The organism is Leucobacter sp. L43 (genome assembly GCF_016597785.1).
Taxonomy (GTDB): Bacteria; Actinomycetota; Actinomycetes; order Actinomycetales; family Microbacteriaceae; genus Leucobacter; species Leucobacter alluvii.
Window position 1 is genome coordinate 1,496,359 of sequence record NZ_JAENJG010000001.1, and the last position, 18,689, is coordinate 1,515,047.

At 67.7% G+C, this 18,689-nt stretch carries 18 protein-coding genes; 5 read left to right on the forward strand and 13 right to left on the reverse strand.

Annotated features, from left to right (window positions below; translation table 11 throughout):
- Positions 1 to 49: 49 nt before the first annotated feature.
- Both JE033_RS06995 and solA read left to right on the forward strand, forming a co-directional pair.
- Positions 50 to 1,207 carry a tyramine oxidase subunit B gene (locus JE033_RS06995; RefSeq protein WP_200330352.1) on the forward strand — a complete coding sequence of 386 codons (1,158 nt, stop codon included), beginning with the start codon at positions 50 to 52 and terminating at the stop codon, positions 1,205 to 1,207.
- Between the two features lie 50 nt (positions 1,208 to 1,257).
- Positions 1,258 to 2,442, forward strand: a complete 1,185-nt coding sequence (solA, locus tag JE033_RS07000) for an N-methyl-L-tryptophan oxidase (protein ID WP_090146345.1) — start codon at positions 1,258 to 1,260, stop codon at positions 2,440 to 2,442.
- 38 nt (positions 2,443 to 2,480) lie between these two features.
- Here solA and JE033_RS07005 read toward each other — a convergent pair whose 3' ends face one another.
- Genes JE033_RS07005 through JE033_RS07020 form a run of 4 tightly spaced genes read right to left on the reverse strand, consistent with a single transcriptional unit; the run spans position 2,481 to position 6,356 of the window.
- Complete coding sequence (locus tag JE033_RS07005; protein WP_090146343.1) at positions 2,481 to 3,263, reverse strand: ABC transporter permease; 783 nt, start codon at positions 3,261 to 3,263, stop codon at positions 2,481 to 2,483.
- Between the two features lie 6 nt (positions 3,264 to 3,269).
- Complete coding sequence (locus JE033_RS07010) at positions 3,270 to 4,175, reverse strand: ABC transporter permease (protein ID WP_200330354.1); 906 nt, start codon at positions 4,173 to 4,175, stop codon at positions 3,270 to 3,272.
- Between the two features lie 10 nt (positions 4,176 to 4,185).
- The gene (locus tag JE033_RS07015) at positions 4,186 to 5,286 is read right to left on the reverse strand and encodes an ABC transporter ATP-binding protein (protein ID WP_090146341.1); all 1,101 of its coding nucleotides are present in this window, start codon (positions 5,284 to 5,286) and stop codon (positions 4,186 to 4,188) included.
- A 2-nt stretch (positions 5,287 to 5,288) separates the two neighbouring features.
- Positions 5,289 to 6,356, reverse strand: a complete 1,068-nt coding sequence (locus JE033_RS07020; RefSeq protein WP_090146338.1) for an extracellular solute-binding protein — start codon at positions 6,354 to 6,356, stop codon at positions 5,289 to 5,291.
- 380 nt (positions 6,357 to 6,736) lie between these two features.
- Here JE033_RS07020 and JE033_RS07025 point away from each other — a divergent pair, with 380 nt between their 5' ends.
- From JE033_RS07025 to JE033_RS07035, 3 genes are read left to right on the forward strand one after another with little or no spacing between them, the layout of a single operon-like run.
- Positions 6,737 to 7,378: an RraA family protein gene (locus tag JE033_RS07025; protein ID WP_090146335.1), complete on the forward strand. Its 642-nt coding sequence runs from the start codon at positions 6,737 to 6,739 to the stop codon at positions 7,376 to 7,378.
- Complete coding sequence (locus JE033_RS07030) at positions 7,378 to 8,181, forward strand: carbon-nitrogen hydrolase family protein (RefSeq protein WP_200330358.1); 804 nt, start codon at positions 7,378 to 7,380, stop codon at positions 8,179 to 8,181. Before JE033_RS07025 ends, JE033_RS07030 begins: the two co-directional genes overlap by 1 nt.
- 14 nt (positions 8,182 to 8,195) lie before the next feature.
- The gene (locus JE033_RS07035; protein ID WP_090146332.1) at positions 8,196 to 8,921 is read left to right on the forward strand and encodes a GntR family transcriptional regulator; all 726 of its coding nucleotides are present in this window, start codon (positions 8,196 to 8,198) and stop codon (positions 8,919 to 8,921) included.
- 21 nt (positions 8,922 to 8,942) lie between these two features.
- On the opposite strand, the gene JE033_RS07040 is transcribed toward JE033_RS07035, so the two are convergent.
- From JE033_RS07040 to JE033_RS07080, 9 genes are all read right to left on the reverse strand, one after another.
- The gene (locus JE033_RS07040; protein WP_200330360.1) at positions 8,943 to 9,449 is read right to left on the reverse strand and encodes a hypothetical protein; all 507 of its coding nucleotides are present in this window, start codon (positions 9,447 to 9,449) and stop codon (positions 8,943 to 8,945) included.
- A gap of 227 nt (positions 9,450 to 9,676) precedes the next feature.
- Positions 9,677 to 10,336, reverse strand: a complete 660-nt coding sequence (locus JE033_RS07045) for a TrmH family RNA methyltransferase (RefSeq protein ID WP_200330362.1) — start codon at positions 10,334 to 10,336, stop codon at positions 9,677 to 9,679.
- Between the two features lie 174 nt (positions 10,337 to 10,510).
- On the reverse strand, positions 10,511 to 11,527 hold the full coding sequence (locus JE033_RS07050) for a sugar phosphate isomerase/epimerase (protein ID WP_200330364.1): 1,017 nt from the start codon (positions 11,525 to 11,527) through the stop codon (positions 10,511 to 10,513).
- On the reverse strand, positions 11,524 to 12,408 hold the full coding sequence (locus JE033_RS07055) for a sugar phosphate isomerase/epimerase (RefSeq protein WP_200330366.1): 885 nt from the start codon (positions 12,406 to 12,408) through the stop codon (positions 11,524 to 11,526). The genes JE033_RS07050 and JE033_RS07055 overlap by 4 nt, the downstream gene beginning before the upstream one ends.
- Before the next feature lie 84 nt (positions 12,409 to 12,492).
- Complete coding sequence (locus tag JE033_RS07060; RefSeq protein WP_200330368.1) at positions 12,493 to 13,710, reverse strand: substrate-binding domain-containing protein; 1,218 nt, start codon at positions 13,708 to 13,710, stop codon at positions 12,493 to 12,495.
- Positions 13,707 to 14,933, reverse strand: coding sequence for an ABC transporter permease (locus JE033_RS07065; protein ID WP_200330370.1), 1,227 nt, complete (start codon positions 14,931 to 14,933; stop codon positions 13,707 to 13,709). The genes JE033_RS07060 and JE033_RS07065 overlap by 4 nt, the downstream gene beginning before the upstream one ends.
- Positions 14,930 to 15,973, reverse strand: coding sequence for an ABC transporter permease (locus tag JE033_RS07070; RefSeq protein ID WP_200330372.1), 1,044 nt, complete (start codon positions 15,971 to 15,973; stop codon positions 14,930 to 14,932). Before JE033_RS07070 ends, JE033_RS07065 begins: the two co-directional genes overlap by 4 nt.
- A complete protein-coding gene (locus tag JE033_RS07075) occupies positions 15,970 to 17,508 on the reverse strand; it encodes a sugar ABC transporter ATP-binding protein (RefSeq protein WP_200330374.1) in 1,539 nt (512 codons plus the stop codon). The genes JE033_RS07070 and JE033_RS07075 overlap by 4 nt, the downstream gene beginning before the upstream one ends.
- Positions 17,505 to 18,605: a Gfo/Idh/MocA family protein gene (locus JE033_RS07080; protein ID WP_234037113.1), complete on the reverse strand. Its 1,101-nt coding sequence runs from the start codon at positions 18,603 to 18,605 to the stop codon at positions 17,505 to 17,507. Before JE033_RS07080 ends, JE033_RS07075 begins: the two co-directional genes overlap by 4 nt.
- Between the last annotated feature and the right edge of the window lie 84 nt (positions 18,606 to 18,689).

Below are 18,689 nucleotides of genomic sequence, written 5' to 3' on the forward strand. Positions count from 1 at the left end.
AGACCATCCCGAGCACCGCAGCCGGGAACGATCGAAGGGACACACCGACGTGCCGCAGCCCCAGACCGCCAGTGACACCGCGAACGACACCCGCATCGACTTCCTGTACCTCAGCGAACCCGACATGATCCGCGCCGGGGTCACAGACATGCCCGCCTGCGTCGACACGATGTCGGACATGCTCGGCCTCTTCGCGGCGGGCGACTACCGGATGGCCGGCACCGAGAACAACTCGCACGGCGCGCAGATCTTCTTCCCGGAGCACGAGACCTTCCCCGGGATGCCCGTGGACGGGCCGGATCGCCGCTTCATGGCGATGCCCGCCTACCTGGGCGGCGACTACCAGGCGGCCGGATGCAAGTGGTACGGGTCGAATGTGGCGAACAAGGAGCGCGGTCTGCCGCGCTCGATCCTGATGTTCACGCTCAGCGACAAGGACACGGGCGCGCCGCTCGCCATCATGTCGGCGAACCTGCTGAGCGCGTACCGCACGGGCGCGATTCCCGGCGTCGGAGCACGCTACCTCGCCCGCGACGACGCCCGGGTGGTCGGCATCGTGGGGCCCGGCCCGATGAACCGGACCTCGCTCGAGTCGTTTCTCGCCGTGCGACCCGGCATCGACACGGTGCGCGTCTTCGGCCGGAGCCAGGGCGGCATCGACACCTTCATCGCCTGGGCCACCGAGAAGTTTCCGCAGCTCACCATCGAGCAGGTCGACAGCTTCGAAGCCGCCGTGCGCGGATCCGACATCGTGAGCATCGCAGTGCCCAGTCAGTCGGGTTCGCAGCACTACCCCCTCGTTCGCGACGAATGGGTGAAGCCCGGCGCCTTCATCTGCTGCTCGGCGCATCTCGCCGTCGAGGAGTCGCTCGTACAGCGCTCGCGCCACGTCGCAGACGCTCGGAAGATCTACCAGGCGTGGGCCGAGGAACTGCCGGAACCCGCCCATGAGACGGTCGGCATCTGGGGCATCCATCTCGTCGACCGCGTGCGCGACGGCCGGATGGCGCCAGAGCAGTTCGAAGACGTTGGCGAGATCATCCGCGGAATCACCCCCGGCCGCACCGACGACGACGAGATCTTCATCTACTCGGTGGGCGGCATGCCGGTCGAAGACGTCGCCTGGGCGACGCAGGTCTACCGCAATGCCGTGCGCGACGGAATCGGCACGAAGCTGAACCTCTGGGACACTCCGGCACTCGCTTAGGCGACCCGCGACACCGCACGAGCCACGACACCACAGGAGATAGAGGACTCATGGAACTTCAGCACGCAGATGTGATCGTCATCGGCGCCGGCACTGTCGGCTCGATGGCCCTCTGGCAGCTCAGCAAGCGCGAAGGCCTCACGGTCGTCGGCATCGAGCAGTACGGGCGCGTGCACCCGCACGGCTCCTACGCAGGCGAATCCCGCGTCTTCCGCACCGCCGTGCACGAGGGCGGCACCTACGTCGGCATGATCCAACGCTCGCGCGAACTCTGGCGCGAGCTGGAGCGGGAATCGGGCCGCGACATCTACGCCGAGGTGGGCTGCCTGAGCATCGCCCCCGAGGGCTTCCCCGATCTCGAGACGGCGATCGGCACCGTACGGCAATTCGACATTCCGCACCGCCTCCTCAGCACGGAAGACCTGCGCGCCCAGTACCCGCAGCACCGCATCGCCGACGGAGACGTCGCACTCCTCGACGAGCACGGCGGCGGCCTGCGCCCGGAGGTCGCCGTGATGTCGGCGCTCGACCTCGCCGAGGCGAACGGCGCCGAGCTGCACTTCAACACCCCGGTGCTCGAGCTCGAGGAGCGCGGCAACGGCGTCGTGGTGCGCACGACGCAGGGCGCCTGGCTCGCCCGCACGGTGGTCGTCGCCTCGGGATCCTGGTCGACGCGCCTCTCCCCGGAGCTGAACGATCTGCTGCGCCTGCAGGTGCTCGGCCTCACCTGGTTCATGCCGCGGCACCCCGAGCAGTTCGTGCCAGAGCGGTTCCCCGCCTTCTTGCGCGATGCCGGGCCGATCCACTTCTTCGGGGCGCCGAGCTTCGACGGCTACTCCTTCAAAGCGTGCACGAACCCGGAGTGGCCGGTGTTCCGCGACGTCGACGACGTGCCCGTGTCGCACACGCGCGCCGAGCTCATCAAGATCGGCCAGCGCGCCTCCGAACTCTTCCCCGGCATCAACCCTGAGCCGGTGCGGCAGAGCGTGCACCACTGCGCGTACACCCCTGACCGCTTGCCCGTCGTCGACCGCAGCGCGAGCGGCCGGGTGGTCACGGTGACCGGACTCTCGGGCCATGGCTTCAAGTTCTCACCGCAGCTCGGCGAATGGGCGGCGCAGCTCGCCGCCGGCGACGACCTCGACGCGGTGACGGGGTGGGATCCGCGCTTCGCCCTCCCCGCGCACCTCGAGCGGCTCGCGGTGACCGGCCCCTACACCGGCGGCGGGCACTGACCGCGGGCCTGCGCCCGAGCGTCAGTGCCCACCCGCCGCTAGGAGTTCACCACCTTCCTCAACCCGACGGCGCGCTCGATGATGAGCACGATGACCACCGACAGTGCGATGAGGATCGCCGACAGTGCGGCGAGGCCCGGGTCCGAGCGGTACTGCAGGTATCGGAACATCTCGACCGGCAGCGTCGTATGGCCCGATCCGGCGACGAACAGCGAGATGACCGCCTCGTCGAATGAGATGATGAACGCCATCACGCCGCCCGCGAGAATGCCGGGAGCGATGATCGGAAGCGTCACGCGCCGGAACGTGGTGAAGGAGTTCGCACCGTGCACTCGAGCCGCCTCCTCGCATCGCATGTCGCTCGTCGTCAGACTCGAGAGCGTCGTACGGATCACGTAGGGCACGGTCACCCCGAAGTGGGCGAGCACGATGCCCGGATACGTCCCCACGAGACCGACCGGCTGGAACACCAGCAGCAGCCCGAGGCCGAGCACAACGCCGGGCACGAGCAGCGGCGAGAGGAAGAACCCTGACACCGCGGCCTTGCCGGGAAACTCGTACCGGGCGATCGCGAGCGCGACGGGCACGCCGAGCAGCAGCACGACCACCGCCGTGATCACCGCGGTGATGAGGCTGACGCGGGCGCCGTCCATCAGATCGGTGTTCTCGAGGATGCTCTGGTACCACTCGAACGACGGTGCGCCGAACTCGATCGCGAGGCTCTTCGAATCGTTGAACGAGATGATGACGACCGCGATGATCGGGGCGAGCAGGAACAGGTACACGATCGTCACGATGATCCGATTGAGAATTTTAGCCATGGCGCATCACCCTTCGAATCGCTTGATGAGTCGTTGATACACGGCGACGATCGCGCCGAACACCACGAGCAGAATGACCGAGAGGGCCGAAGCCAACGGCCAGTTGAGCGTCTGCGTCGCCTCGCTGTACACCTCGGTCGCGAGGATGAACACGCGTCCGCCGCCGAGCAGCTTCGGGGTGACGAAGGAGCTCACCGCGAGCACGAAGACGAGCAGGAACCCGGTGAACACGCCGGGGAGCGACAGCGGAAGCGTCACTCGCAGGAACACCTTGACCTTTGAGGCGCCGAGCGATCCGGCGGCCTCTTCGAGTGAGCTGTTGATGCGCCCGAACCCCGAGATCATCGCGAGAATCGCGTAGGGCATGAGAATCTCCACCAGCGCGATCGAGGTGCCGAGGAAGTTGTTGCTCAACCGGAGCGGCGAGCTGAGGAGCCCCATGTTCATGAGGGCCGCGTTGATGACCCCCTGATCGCCGAGAATGGCCATCCACCCGAAGGTTCGTGCCACCGCAGACGTGAGGAGCGGTGCGATGGCGAGTGCGATCAGCACGCCCTTCCAGCGGGACGTCGTGCGCGTGAGGAACAGCGCGATCGGGTAGGAGAGCACCACGGCGGCGAGCCCGCAGACGAGCCCGAGCATCAGCGTGTTGCCGACGACCTCCCAGTAGAAGGGATCGGAGAGCGCCTTGCCGTAGGACGCGACGGTGAAGGTCTCGATGAGCTGGCCGCCGGATCCGTTCTCGTTGAGAGACATGCGGATCATCACGAACAGGGGCACCAGGAAGCTCACGAAGAGCCCGATCACTCCGGGAAGCACGAGTCCGTAGGCGGAGAGCCGGGAACGGTTGCGCGCCCGGTTCGACTTCATGCCGACGCTGATGAGCTCGGTGTTGGTGTGCGTTGCAGTCATCGGACTCACCTCACCCTTCCGGCACGAGATGCGCGTCGCCCGGTTCGAACGAGACGTACGCCTCGTCGCCGATGCGCAACTCGTCCTGCGGCGAACTGAGCTTGTCGGCGCGCATCACCTGCCCGCCGTCCAGCCGCAGGTCGTAGCTGCGCACGTTGCCCGTGTAACTCGATGCGATGACCCGTGCCCGAGCCGTGGGCAGCGTCCCCATGCGGTCGCCACCCGCCTCGACGGAGACCCGGTGCGGGCGCACCACGAGCGAAGCCTCGCCCGTGATCCCGCTGGCACCTGCCACGGCGAAGCTCCCGAACAGGTCGGATTGCACCTGATAGCTCCCGCCCGATCCGCCCGACACCGAGCCGACCTCCAAGAAATTCGCCTTGCCGACGAAGTTCGCCACGAACTTCGTCGCCGGGCTCTCGTAGATCGCCGTCGGACGGTCGTACTGCTCGATCACACCGTTGTTGAGAATGGCGATGCGATCCGCCATGTCGAGCGCCTCATCCTGATCGTGCGTCACGAACAGCGTCGTGGTTCCCGACTCCTGCTGAATGTTGCGGATCTCCCGGCGCATCGCCTCCCGCAGCTTCGCGTCCAGATTCGAGAGCGGCTCATCGAGCAGCAGCAGCGTCGGGTGGATCACGAGCGCTCGGGCGAGCGCGACACGCTGCTGCTGGCCTCCCGAGAGCTCGGCCGGCTTGCGCGCCTTGAGATGCCCGAGCTGCACGTTCTCGAGCGCTTCGGCCGTGCGCGGCGCGACCTGGGCGCGCGGCACCTTGTGCATCTGCAGTCCGAACGCGACGTTCTCCTCCACCGTGAGGTGCGGGAACAGCGCGTACGACTGGAACACCATGCCCATGCCGCGCTTGTGCACCGGAGTGGAGACGACGTCCTTCCCATTGACGTAGATCTCCCCCGAGGTGGGCTCGAGGAGCCCGGCGACCATGCGCAGCGTCGTCGTCTTGCCGCAGCCGGAGGGGCCCAGCAGGGCGACGAGGTCGCCCTGCTGCACGTCGAGGTTCACATCGTTCACCGCTGGCGCGGTGGTCTTCGGATAGGTCTTCTGCAGGTTGCGGATCGACAGGTACTCCGGATCGAGCTGCTCCGTCATGATCAACCCCCGATGACGTTGCGTCGCCACTGCTCGGTCCACGCGTCGCGCTCATCGGCGAGCCAGATCCAGTCGATGTCGACGATATTCGGATCAGCCGAGTCGGCGACCCGATCGGTGATGGCCTCCGGCACCTCGGCGTCCGAGACGACGGGCGCGTAGAACAGCGCCTCGGCGAATGACTCCTGCGCTTCCTTCGAGAGCGCGTAATCCATGAACTCCCGAGCCGCGTCCGCGTTCTCCGTTCCCTCGACGAGATTGATCGTGTTGATCTGGAACCCGATCCCGTCGTCGGGCTGGACCACGCCCATCGCACCATCGGAGTCGTCGGCGAAGTACTGCGCGCGGGCGTTCCAGCCGACGCCGTACTGCGACGTTCCCGAGATCACCGGCTGGTACACGTCGGGCACGGGCTCCCAGGTGTTCACGAGCGGCGCGAGCTCCGAGAGCTTCTCGATCGCCGGCTCGATGTTCTCCTGGTAATCGTCTCCCAGGTTGTTCGCCGTGAGGATGGTCAGCGTGTGCCCCTGGATATCCGGCGGCGCGGGGATCGACACCGAGTTCTCCGGAGCGTCCCAGAGATCCTCGATGCCCTTCGGGGGCGTCTTCACCTCGGCGGTGTTGTAGAGCACCACGAGGTTGTCGAATGTGAGGGCAGGGCCGAAGCCGTCGGCGCTCTGCCCGAGATCGACCACATTGGCGATGTTCGGAACATCGTCCGCCGAGACCTTCGAGAACAGCCCCTCCTGGTTGCCGGTGTGCGCCACCGAGGCATCCATGATGGCGAGGTCGACCGTCGGGCTCGCTGATTCGCTGCGGAGCTTGCCGAGCATCTCAGCGCTGTGCTGAGCCGGGACGAAGTTCACGACGATGTCGTCTTGCGAAGCGTTGAATTCGTCGATCACAGCGGTGGTGTACTGATCCTCGAAGAGCGCGGCGTAGCCGAGCACATTGATCTCGACGGCATCCGGGTTCGACGATCCCGAGCCGCCTCCCGAGCCGCTGCAGCCCGTGAGCGCGAGCGCGGTGATCATCACGGCTGAGACGCCGAGCGCGGTCTTGTGTGACATGGTGCTTCTCCTTTGAAGTCCGATGCGGGTCTTCCCCGCCTCTTGCACCCATGTCGACAAGCCTGGTCCTGAGCGACGATACGCGGCGGCTCAGGATCGCGCAAGGTGCGATTTGGTAACGCTTTGCGCACGAAGCACGCGGCGACCCATCGCCCGTGCGCGCATTTTTCTAGGATCTAATCTGGGGTTTCTCTGAGGTGATGGGGATCGATCTTCCCTTGTCGCATTCCGCCTGCTACGGTGCATAGCACGTGTATACAACACGTACACAATCCGTGCGACAGGCCTGGTCAGCTCTGCACGATCCCACACGAAGAGGTGTGCGAACCCTCGCGGAACCCGCACCGGAAAGGCACGAACCCGTGTTCCAATTCCTCCCCATGCCCCAGCAGATCTCCGAAGAGCGGCGACAGTCGCTCCTCACCGTACAGACGTCGACGCTCGGCCACCTGCGCGACTTCGGTTTCGTGCGCGGGCTGACGCCGAACCGGCGCCCCATCCAGTTCGCCGGCACGGCAGTGACCGTGCGACTCCCCCACATGGATTCCAGCGCGCTGCACGTCGCAGCAGATCACCTGCGCCCCGGCGACGTGCTGGTCGTCGAGCAATCGGGTGACGAGCGCTCGAGCTTCGGCGGAATGGTCGCCTTCACGGCGAAGACCCGCGGAGCAGAAGGCGTGATCCTGGCAGGTGCGATGAACGATTTCGACGAGGTCCTCGAACTCGGGCTCCCGGTCTACTCGCGCGGCGTCTCCGCACGCACCACCCGGATCCTCGGCATCGAAGGCGCCATCAACGTGCCGATCACCGTCGGCGGCGTCGTCATCACACCGGGCGACGCGATCTTCGCCGACTCCGACGGCATCGCCGTGCTCACCGAGGACGAGATCGACGACATCGTCACCGACTTGCGCGGTAAAGAAGGCGCCGAGCCGGCGAAGAAGGCCGAGATCACCGCCGGCCTCAAACTCTCGGAGTGGAGCGGTGCGGCTCAGTACTTCCAGACGAGCGGGGCAGCCTGATGAACGAGTTCCGCCTCACCGTCGCCCAATTCTCCGCCACGCTCGACGTCGCCCGAAACCGCGACCTCTCGGTCTCCCTGATCGAACAGGCGGCCCCGCACTCAGACCTCGTCGTGATCCCCGAGAACGCGATGTACTCCGATCCGACGAAGGAGCGCCCCGACGAGGGGTACTCGGAATCTCTCGACGGAGACTTCGTCACCGCCCTGCGCAGCGCGGCGGCCGCCGGCAGCACGCACGTCGTCGCCGGGCTCACGGAGACGAACGCTGGTACGCACCCGTACAACACGCTCGTGCACATCTCGCCGACCGGAGAATTGGAGGGCGTGTATCGCAAGATCCACCTGTACGACGCCTTCGGGTACCGGGAATCCGATTCGGTGACGGCGGCGAGCGCGGACTCGCCTCTCGTCTTCGACGTGAACGGCATCACCGTCGGCGCGGCGACCTGCTACGACCTGCGCTTCCCGGAGATGGCGCGATGGCTCGTCGATCACGGCGCCGACGTGCTCGTCTACCCAGCCGCCTGGGCCGTCGGGCCGATGAAGGAACTGCACTGGGAGTCGCTGCTGCGGGCGCGGGCGATCGAGAACACCACGTACGTCGCCGCGGCGGGCCAGACCGGCCCGCATTGCACAGGCCAGAGTCAGATCATCGACCCCCTCGGAATCACGCGCGCCTCAGCGGGCGAGGAGACCGAGACGTTCGCGACGGCAGTGGTCAGCTCCGACCGCATTGCGCAGGTGCGCCGCACCAATCCGTGCCTCGAGAATCGGCGCTTCACCGTGGGCCCTCTGGCCTGAGCTACGATCTACGCATGCAGCTCATCCCGGATGTATCGCACGCCCGGTTCGGCGGCTGGTCGGTGAAGGCACCGCTGCCGCCGGGCGTGCGGCCCCCCGGCATCAAAGCTGCGGACTACGCTTACGGATACCTGAAGAACCTCATCATCACGCTCGAGCTCGCTCCGCAAACCGTCATCACCGAGAACGAGATCGCAGTGGCGACAGGCGTCTCCCGCACTCCGGTGCGGGAGGCGTTCTCCCGTCTGCAGTCCGAGCAGCTCCTCACCCTCATCCCGCACCGCGGCGCCCTCGTACCCGAGATCACCCTCCGCGCCATCCAGGAACAGGCCATGACTCGCGTCGTGCTCGAGGGACACGGGGTGAAGTGGGTCTGCGACCACCGCGTGCCCATCGCCGGTCGCCTGTTCCACCTCATCGAAGAACAGCGAGCGATTCTCGAGGACGACCCCGAACGCATCGTCGACATGGTGGTCACCGACAAGGAGTTTCACTGGACGCTCGTGCAGGCGACCGGAAACACCGAGTTCGCCCAGCTCTACAACTCCATTCACGATCGCCAGGTGAGGATCGGCATCGCCATGTTCCAGGCCGTGCCCTCACGGCGATGCTCGGCTGTCGAACAGCACCTCGAGATCGCACAGGCCATCGAGCAGTTCGATCTCGACACGGCCACCGCTCTGCTCGAGTCGCATCTTGTCGGAAGCCTCCCTGAGGTATCGGGCATCTTCCGGAACTAGGGCTGAGGTCGCGCTCTCCGCTCAGTTCTCTCGCGCTCTCGACAGCACGAATGATTCATCTCGGCGCCAGCGCTGCTCGCGAGTGTCCGTGAACTCCAATGCATGGACCTGATACTTCGCCGATTGCATGATGGGGCGGAGACGATCGCCCGTGTGACTCGGCACTTCCGCAGCGAACTTCCACGTGTACGTCTTCGAGTCTTTGCTCAGCTCGACGAAGTATCGCCCCGGCGGCAGCATGACGAGTCGAATCGGCCTGTCGATCACTGCGTCGAACATTCGGACAACCACACTGACATCGCGGAACGCGGATCCCGAGCAATTGTCGAGAATCACGCCGTACGTGCGTTTCCTCTCGTCAGGGTCAGTGACCACCCACGCCGAAAGTCGGCTTGCTTGCTCTCGAGCGTCACGCTCTTCGTCGGCACGCTGGCGGGCGCGATCGAGGTTGTAGGACCCCGCAGCGAACACCACGGCGGCCGCCGTCACCCATGTCGGAAGGTCTCCCAGCCAGCTCGGCCAATTCATACTGATCGCACCCTCTTTCGTCTCGGCGGCATGCATGCTCGCAGTTCCGAGCCTTCCGCGCGCGGCCGAACGCATGTGCGAGATGTCGACCTTTCGGCCTCGGCAGGAGCGTCTTTACGCACGGGCGCCGCCATCGTCCGCGGTTTGAACCGTCGCGTGCGCGCCTACTTCCGCGAAACCGAGGGTTGATGCCGAGCGCGGGCAGAGCGGGCGAGCGCGGGCCGCCGTCAGCGCGGGCGGAGCGGGGAGTGCTGCTGCACCCAGCTGTACATCGACACCGCCGCAGCGGCCGAAGCATTGATCGAGCGCGTCGACCCGTACTGGGTGATCTCGACGACGGCGTCGGCCGCCGCGATCGCCTCCGCGGTCAGGCCCGGTCCCTCCTGACCGAAGAGCATCACGCAGCGCTCCGGCCAGTCGAAGGTCTCCATCGGCACGCAGCCGGGCACGTTGTCGATCGCGATGATCGGGATCCCCTCGCCCCGCGCCCACCCGACGAGCGCGGTGACATCTTCGCGGTGCTCCACGTGCTGGTACCGGTCGGTCACCATCGCGCCGCGCTTGTTCCAACGGCGGCGACCCACGATGTGCACGGTGTCGGCAGCGAACGCGTTCGCGCTGCGCACGATGGACCCGATGTTCATGTCGTGCTGCCAGTTCTCGATGGCGACGTGGAAGGGATGACGATGCTCATCGAGGTCGGCGACGATGGCGGCCATGTTCCAGTACCGGTAGCGGTCGACCACGTTGCGCGTGTCGCCGTGCTCGAGGAGTTCAGCGTCGTACTGCGCTCCAGTCGGCCAGGCGTCGCGCCCTCCCGGCCACGGCCCGACCCCGGAGGTCGAGCGCTCGGGTGTCGGGTTGGCCAGGGGCGCTGCGTCGTTCACGCGTAGATTCTCCCACGCGCGGCCCTTCTGCGAGCGGGGTCACTGTTGGTGCGTGTCGGGCGCGGGACACGCACGAAGAGTGACCCCGCTTGCAAGGTGGCGCAAGGTGGCGCAGCGCGGCGCGGCGCAGCGCGGCGCGGCGCAGCGCAGCGCGGCGCGGCGCGGCGGCGGCGCCTACTGGTGGGAGAAGGCGGCGTCGAACGAGGCCGTCGGGCGCTTCCAGAGCAGGGAGCGGATCCGCTCGATCGCCTCCGCCGCGCCATGCAGGCGGTCCATGCCCGCGTCTTCCCACTCGATCGAGATCGGCCCGGTGTAGCCGATGCTGTCGAGTGCGCGGAACCCGTCCTCCCAGTGGGTGTCGCCTCGCCCGGTCGAGACGAAGTCCCAGCCGCGCCTCGGGTCGCCCCACGGCAGATGCGATCCGAGAATGCCGGAGCGGCCGGTCTGGGGGCGCACCCGCGTGTCCTTGCAGTCGACGTGGCAGATGCGATCCGCGAAGTCGACGATGAACCCGATCGGGTCGACGCCCTGCCACACGAGGTGGCTGGGGTCCCAGTTGAGCCCGAACGCCGGGTGGTGGTCGATGGCTTCGAGCGCGCGCACCGTCGTCCAGTAGTCGTACGCGATCTCAGAGGGGTGCACCTCGTGCGCGTACCGCACGCCCTCCCCGTCGAACACATCGAGGATCGGCGTCCACCGCCGCGCGAAGTCCTCGTACCCCTCGTCGATCACCGATGCGGGCACGGGCGGGAACATCGCGACGTACGGCCAGATCTTCGACCCGGTGAATCCCGTCACCACGTCGGCGCCGAGTTTGCGGGCGACGCGGGCGGAGCGCTGCATGTCGGCGGCTGCGCGCTGCCGCACACCCTCCGGGTCGCCGTCGCCCCATACGTAGGGGCGCACGATGGCCTCGTGCCGGAAGTCGATGGGATCGTCGCAGACGGCCTGCCCCGCGAGGTGGTTCGAGATCGCCCAGACCTTGAGCCCGTGCCGGTCGAGCGTGTCGAGCCGGGACTGCAGGTACGCGTCATCCTCATCGGCGCGGGCGAGGTCGAGGTGATCGCCGGAGGCGGCGATCTCGAGCCCGTCGTAGCCCCACTCCGAGGCGAGGCGTGCGACCTCCTCGAACGGCAGGTCCGCCCACTGCCCGGTGAAGAGGGTGACGGGGTGCGTTGCTTCGTGGCTCATAGACGGCCGCTCCTTTGCAGCTGGTGGTCGGTGAGGAAATCGTAGGTGATGCGCGCGAGCGCGTCCTGCGACTCGGCGAGCGGTCGCCAGATCGACGCTGCGGTCGCGATCGTGTCGTTGTCCCCGGTGAAGCTCTCGAGCGTGAGCGGGCCGGTGTACCCGACGTCGTCGAGCGCGTCGAAGAAGGCCCCCCAGTCCGTGTGATCGGGGCCGGCCGGGCCTCGATCGTTGCCGCAGACCTGCACCACGGCGAGGTGCGCGCCGGCCGCGCGGATGGCTGCCGACGGCGAGCGCTCCTCGATGTTCAGGTGGTAGGCGTCCAGTGCGAGCGCGATGCCGGATGCCCCTGCGTCAGCGGAGCCCAGCAGCGGGTCGAGCACGTCGAGCGCTTGCGTGACCGTGTTGATGAGACTCGTCTCGTACCGGTTGAGCGGTTCGATCGCGAGCGTCACCCCGCGCTCCGCCGCATACGCGGCGACCGGCCGAAGGGCTTCGCGGAGCACTCGGATCGCTGCCGCGCGCTCGTCGGCGCCCATCCGCCAGACGCGGCCGGTGCGAGCGGTGAAGGGCCCGGCGACCGTCGGCGATCCGACCGCGACGGCGACATCGACGCAGTGCCGCAGGTAGGCCTGCGTCGACGCCCGAAACGCGTCGTCGAGCAGATCGCGCCCCGCTCCCATCGCCCCGACGACGCGCGCGCCCATGCCGAGCGCTCCCAGGCGTTCGGCCGCCAGCTCCGGCGACCAGTCCCCCGGTGACTCGACGGGCAACTCGAGCAGCTCGTACCCGATGCCGCGGGCGCGTTCCGCGATCCTCAGCAGCGATGCGTCTCCGAGCGGGGAGGTCCACACCCACGTGTTCACGCCGAGGGTTCTCCGCATGATGCTCCTCTCCAGAGCGATCGGTCGACGGGATGCGCCGGAGGGAGCGCGGTTCGTCCCCGCTCCCTCCGGCGTCGCACCCGCTTACGGGATCTGGCGATCCTGCCAGACCTTCGGGTAGCTCGGCAGGTTCTCGCCGCCGAACTTCGCGTAGTGACCATCGGGCATGCCCTCGTTGAGCTCGAGGAACTCGTCGAGGTCAGCGTCGGTGATCGGGCTCTGCGGCAGCACCCACTCGGCCGGCACCTCTTCACCGTCGAAGATCTTCTCGAGTGCGAGCAGCGGCGTGCGCCACTGGAAGTTCGAGTACACGGGCGCGAGAGCGGTGAGGCCGGTGTCCTTCCACTTGCGCAGGAAGCTCAGCTCGTCCTCGCCCGTCATCACGGGGTACTCCTTGCCGGCATCCTCGAACGCCTCGATCGCAGCGACCGCACCGTCGCCGGCGTCCATCCAGACGCCCTGCACGTCGCCCTTGGCGAGCTCATCGGAGATGATCTTCTTGATCTCGGCAGGGTCGCCGCCCGAGAAGTAGTCGACCGCTTCGATTCCGGCCTCCTCGAAGAGCTTCTCGGCGCCGGCCCAGCGCTGCTCGAGTACGTCGACGCCGGGCAGAATGCGGAGCGCGATCACCTTGTCGCCCTCTTCGAGGTTGTCGATCAAGAACTCGGCGGTGTCGATACCCCAGGCGAATCCGCCGATGGGGTGGATGAACGTGACCGCGCAGTCGGTCTCGACGCCGCGGTCGAACACCACGACGGGCTTCCCGGTCTCGCAGGCGCGTTCGACGGCCGGCGTCATCGCCGCGGTCGAGTTCGGCGAGATGATGAAGCCGTCGCAGTTGCCCTCCGCGATGAAGTAGTCGATGTCGGCGATCTGGGTGTCGTCGCTGTCCTTGGCGTCGCGGGTCTCCATCTCGGAGATCGCGCCAGACTCCTGCAGCACCTTCAGCTGCTCGTTCATCGTGATCCAGCCGGTCTGGCGCCACGGGTTCGAGATCGAGGCGTTCGCGAAGCACACCTTCTTCGCCCCGTCGGACGCGAAGTCGGACGTGTCCTTCATCTCGGCGTTGATCATCTGGAGGTAGGGCTCGTCGTCCGGCCCTTCCGGGGTCACGCCGCGTTCCTCGTCCTGCTTGTCGAAGAGCTCCTGGTCGAACCACTCGGTCGAGTCGGTCGATTCAGAGGTCTCGGCAGGTGCTTCTTCAGCGGAGTTCTCCACCGACGGATCGGTGGTGCACCCCGCGAGCAGGATCAGCGATGCCGCACCGACGAGGCTCGCCGTAATGCTCAGCGATCGTTTCATGATCGGTTCTCCTTCTTCTGTTCGCCCCGCACGGCAGCGGTGCCGGCGGGATCGGGTGACGGGGTGCTCCCCGTCGGATCTATCCCGGAGGTTCCGGGAGGTTCGTGAGTGCCGGCGGAGGCACCTGCGTCCGCGTCGACGACCGGACCGAGGGCGCCGGCGTCGGCCACCGCCCCGAGGCCCGATGTCGGCCGCTTGCGGCGTGCGCGGAACGCGGCGCCCGAGTATGCGACGGCGGCGATGATGATCGCTCCCTGGATGGCGTCGCGCATCGTCGACGGCACGGAGGTGAAGTTCAGCAGCGTGAACAGCGTCTCCAGGGCGAAGGCGCCGGCGAGCGCCCCCCACACCGATCCGCGCCCGCCGCCGAGCACGACGCCGCCGAGCACGACCGCGGTGATCGCGATGAACTCGTAGCCGCGACCGACCGAGGGGTGCACTCCGGCGTACCCGACGAGCAGGACGCCGGCGACCGTGGCGCAGAGCGATGAGATGACGAACGCGGCCGTCTTGGTGCGCCACACCGAAGCCCCGGCGAAGACGCCGGCAGCCGAGTTGTCGCCGATCGCCACGAGCGTGCGGCCGAAGGGACGGCGGGAGAGCCAGGCCGCGACGGAGACGACCGCCGCGAGCACCAGCACGGCCCAGGGCAGCAGCCCGATGACGGGGAGCCCCTCGATGCCGCCGCGGCCGACCTGCCGGAACGAGTCGGCCGGGTTGCCCGTCGCCGCCCCGCCGGTCCACCACATCACTCCGCCGTAGAGCACGAACATCATGCCGAGCGTGACGATGAACGACGGCACCTTCAGGAAGGTGGTGACGATCCCGTTCACGATGCCGACGACCGCGCCGAGCACGATCAGCAGGAGCAGCACCGGAATCACCTTCGCGTCGTCCTGCCCGATGAGCGTGCCCGCGAGGACGACCTGGGTGGTGACGAGCGACCCCTGCGAGAGGTCGAACTCACCGCTGACGATGACGAAGTACTGGCCGATCGCGACGAGCGCGATGGGAGCGACGCGCTGGATGTAGCGGACGAGCTGACCGGGTTCCGCGAACGACGGGTTCAGGATCGCCACGGCGACGAGCAGCACGAGCAGCAGCAGGTAGACCGCGCCGCGCGGGCTGATGGCGGCGCGCGCGAAGCGGGCCAGTCCACCGGGAGCGGGGGCTGCGGCCGGAGTCTCGACGGGGCGGGTGACGCTCGGATCGGTGGCGCTCATCGCGATCCCCCTTCTGCGGTGACATCGGCCGGCACTGGCGCCGCCTCCCCGGATCGCGTGAAGCGCTCACGACGGGCGACGAGTCGGCGACGCGAGTAGATCGCGACCGCGACGACGATGACTGCGCCGCGCACCACGTCTTTCAGGAACGGGTTCACCTGCAGCACGCTCATGAGGTTGTCGAGTACCGCGAAGATCGCGACCCCGCCGATGGTGCCCCAGATCGATCCGCGTCCGCCGGCGAGCAGGGTGCCGCCCAGGACCACGGCCGCGATGGAGAGCAGATCGTAGCCGCCCTGAACGCCCACGGTCGGGCTGCCGACGCCGAGACGACTGGCGAGCAGCAGACCGGCGATCCCGGCGAAGACCGAGCACAGCACGTGCGCCCAGATCAGCGGTCGGCGCGTGCGCACGCCCGACAGTCGGGCGACCTCCGAGTTGCCTCCCACCGCGAACAGGTGGTGCCCGAAGCTGCTGCGCGCGAGCATGAAGGCGACGAGGCCGGCGAGTGCGAGCATCACGATGGTGGAGACGGGCACGGGGCCGACCCCTGTGGCGCCGAAGAGCTGGAACGCCCATGGCACTTCACCGGCCGTGCCCTGGTAGTTGGTGTCGAGATACCCCTTGAGCATGAGGCCGACGCCGAGCGTCGTGACGAAGCCGTGCACGTTCAGGAAGGTGACGATCATGCCGTTGGCGAGCCCGACGAGCGCAGCGACGGCGAGCGCGAGCAGCACGCCAGGCAGCACCATGCCGGTCTCGCCGTTCATGGTCTGCGCCGCGATGAGGCTCGTCAGGCTGACCACGTAGGGCACGGAGAGGTCGAGCGATCCGCCGAGGATCACGAGGGTCTGCCCGATCGCGACGAACCCGAGCACGCTCATGCCGGTGAGGATGTCGCGGATGCTCCCCGGGCTGAAGAGGTTGCGACCGACGGTGGAGACGAGAATCGCGCTCAGCACGAGCACGACGATCAGAGCGATGTAGACGATCGCGGTGGTGTCGAGGCGCTTGAGGCGCGCGGGGAGTGCGATGCTCATGCCGCACCTCCCGCTTCGACGGCGCCGGTCGCGAGCGCCAGCACGGTTTCCTCTGACGAGCCGGCCGGCAGCTCGCCGGCGATGCGTCCATCGCGCATCACGAGAATTCGATCGGCCATGCCGATCACCTCCGGGAGTTCACTCGACACGAGCAGGATCGCCACCCCGCGCTTCGCCAGGTCGCGGATGAGACGGTACACGGCGACCTTCGCGCCGACATCGATACCGCGGGTCGGTTCGTCGAGCAGCACCACACGGGGTTCGGTGGCCAGCCACTTCGCGAGTACGACCTTCTGCTGGTTGCCTCCCGACAGCGCCTGCACCTCCTGCTTCGGGCCGCGGCTCACGAGTTCGAGCGACTCGAACACGCCGGGAATCGTGGCGCGTTCTCGGCGCGTCCGGCGCGGGAAGACGCTGCGGATCGCGAGCAGTGCGTTGTCGAGGATCGACTGATTCAGTGCGAGACCGGTGCGCTTCCGATCCTCGGTGACGAGGGCGATGCCCAACCGCACGGCCTGGCGCGGGGAGCGGATGGCGCGGGCGGACCCGGCGATCTTGAGCGTGCCGCGGGTGAACGGAGCCGCTCCGAAGATCGCTTCGACGAGTTCCGTGCGACCCGAGCCCTGGAGACCCGAGAGCCCGACGACTTCCCCCGCACGCACATCGAGGTCGATGCCGTCGAGTTGCGTGTTGCCCCCGTCGCGCACGTGCACGACGACCTCGCCGGGCGCCGTGCCCGGCACCGGATCAGGGAAGTAGGCGCTGATCGGGCGCCCCACCATGCGTCGCACGAGCGTCGGCTGATCCAGCGCCCCGACGGGGTCGCTCGACACCAGCGAGCCGTCCTTCATCACGGTGATGGTGTCGCAGAGATCGAAGATCTCCTTGAGCCGGTGGGAGACGTACAGGATCGCGACGCCTCGATCGCGAAGCCGTCGAATCACTCGGTAGAGGATCGCGACTTCGTGGTCTGCGAGCGCCGCAGTCGGCTCGTCCATCGAGATGACCCGCGCGTCGACCGAGAGCGCCTTCACGATCTCCACGATCTGCTGCTCGGCGACCGTCAGGCTCCCCACCTGCGAGCCCGGGTCGATTCCGGCGATGCCGAGGTCGTCGAGGAGGTCAGCGGTGGCGCGCCGCATGGCCGCGGTGTCGATGAGGCCACGGCGACGGGGCTCGCGGCCGAGGAAGACGTTCTGCGCGACCGACCGGTCGGAGAGGAGGTTGAACTCCTGGAACACCGTTGCCACACCGGCGGCCGCCGCTTCGACTGGGTGCCCGAAGTCGACGCTCGCGCCGTCGAGGCGCACATCGCCTCCGTCGCGCCGGTAGACGCCGGCGACGATCTTCATGAGCGTCGACTTGCCGGCGCCGTTCTCGCCCACGAGCCCGTGCACGGTGCCGGGCACGAGATCGAGCGAGATGCCGTGGAGCACCTCGTTGCCGAAGAACTGCTTGCGGATGTCGATCACCGAAAGCACCGGTGCGCCGGTGGTGGCGGTTGGCGCGGGTGCTGGTGCCTCGTTCACGCTCATGCGGCGTCCACCTCCACCCAGCGACCCTCGCGCGCGGAGGCGAGCACGGCGTCCGTGATCTGCGCGGCGCGGTATCCGTCGGCGAAGGTCGGAAGCCCCTCGGGCTGTTCACCTGCGACGGCCGCGTATGCGTCGGCGACGAACGCGTTGAAGGCGTCCTGATAGCCCTGCGCGTGACCCGCTGGGACATTCGAAAGCCGCGCGGCGTCGGGTGAGAGCGTATCGGGGTCGCGTCGCAGCAGCAGCGACTGATCGCGGCGCCCCACCCAGAGCAGTTCAGGATCCTCCTGCTCGAAGCGCACGCTCTCCTCGGCACCGGCGATCTCGAGTACGAGGCCGTTCTTGCGCCCGGGCGCGACCTGGGAGACGAGCAGCGAACCGATACCGCCGCCGGCGAGCTCGAGCGTCAGCGCGACCGCGTCCTCCGTGCTCACCTCCTGCCCGTTGCGCTCCGCGTGCACGGTGCGGGTCGAGGCGACGAGGCGCGTGATGCGGTCGCCGCTCACGAACTCCACGAGGTCGACGAGGTGCGATCCGATGTCCGCGAATGCGCGCGAGGGGCCCCCGGCGTCGGCGGCGACCCGCCAGTTGTCGTCTTGGGCGCCGAGCAGCCAGTCCTGCAAGTACTGACCGGACACGGTGACCACGGCGCCCGGCGCTCCCCCGGCGATGCGGGCGCGCGCCTCGCGCACCATCGAGTGGTAGCGATACACGAACGGCACGGCGCCGACGCGCCCTTCCGAGTCGGCGAGTTCGACGAGTTCCCGGGCATCCGCGGCCGACGTCGCAAGCGGCTTCTCGCAGATCACATGCGAGCCCGCGAGGAGTGCGGCCCGCGCGAATTCGAGGTGACTCGTATTCGGCGTGCAGATGTGCACGACGTCGAGGGCCTCGGCCAGCAGTTGCTCCGCGCTCGACGCGCGCTCATAGCCCAGAGCGACGGCGGCGCGTTCGGAGCTCTGGCGACTCGAGGCGGCGAGCGCCGCGAGGCGCGCGCCCGTGAGCCGGGCGGCGTGGGTGTGTGTGCGGGCCATGAACCCGGCACCGAGCATTCCTACGCTCGGTGCCCGGCGAGACTCCAGCGTCTGCGGGGACATGTGACTATTGTGTTTCCCACCTCCCCACTTTTGTCAACTATTCTTCATAAGTAATCAAACCGTTACCCAAGTTCGACCTGTGGT